General features: G+C 72.8%; 2 protein-coding genes. Both read right to left on the reverse strand.

Annotation, left to right across the window (positions count from 1 at the left end):
- Positions 1–413 (reverse strand): FAD-binding protein (locus KDM41_18270; GenBank protein MCB1185370.1); only part of this gene is annotated, 413 nt, incomplete at its 3' end.
- On the reverse strand, positions 410–789 hold a 380-nt coding region (locus tag KDM41_18275), incomplete at its 5' end, for an FAD-binding oxidoreductase (GenBank protein MCB1185371.1). The genes KDM41_18275 and KDM41_18270, both read right to left, overlap by 4 nt.

A 789-nucleotide genomic window follows, 5' to 3' on the forward strand; every position in this document is an offset into this window, starting at 1 on the left:
CCGAGCAGCAGGTGGCGGGCACCGAGTGCGCCTGGCGCCTCGGGCAGCGACCGACCCGCGGCGAACAGGCCACCGACCGTGGTCGCGCCGGCCGGGGGGCAAGGCAGACACAGGCCGTGCTCGCGCAGCGCGGTGGCGAGGTCCGCGAGGCGCAGTCCGGGCTCGACCGAGCAGGTGAGGTCGTCGGGATCGAGGCGCAGGATCTTGTCGAGCGCCGCCAGCGAGACCAGCGTCGGAGCGGCATCTCCCGCCGGCGCCGGCAGGCTCTCGAGCTGACTGCCGGCACCACACAGACGGACCGGCCCGCTGCCGCCCGCGTGCATCCGCAGGAGGTCGGCCAGCGCGTCGTCGTTCTCCGGTCGGAGGCTCGCGGCGACCGGGAAGTCCACGCTCGGTTCGGTGGTCGGCTTCAACGCGGGTCTCCTCCGGATTCGAGCCGTGCCTCGGCATCCATCACCTGCTCGACGATCTTCGGCCACTTCGCGACCTCGCCGCACGCAGCGCGCGCCGGCAGCGCCTTGCCCGGGTTGCAGCGATCGTCGGGATCGAAGCTGCGCCGGACCCGATGCATCACGTCGAGGTCGTCGGGCGTGAACATCAGGCCGACGTGGTCGAGCTTCTCCGCGCCGACGCCGTGCTCACCGCTGATGCTGCCGCCCATCGCCACGCACAGTGCCAGGATCTCGTGGCCCGCCGCCACGACCCGCGCCCGCTCCTCGGCGTCGCGGCCGTCGAAGCTGATGTTCGGATGCAGGTTGCCGTCGCCGGCGTGGAACACGTTGGTGAGCG

It is taken from the genome of bacterium (assembly GCA_020440705.1).
Taxonomy (GTDB): Bacteria; Krumholzibacteriota; Krumholzibacteriia; order LZORAL124-64-63; family LZORAL124-64-63; genus JAGRNP01.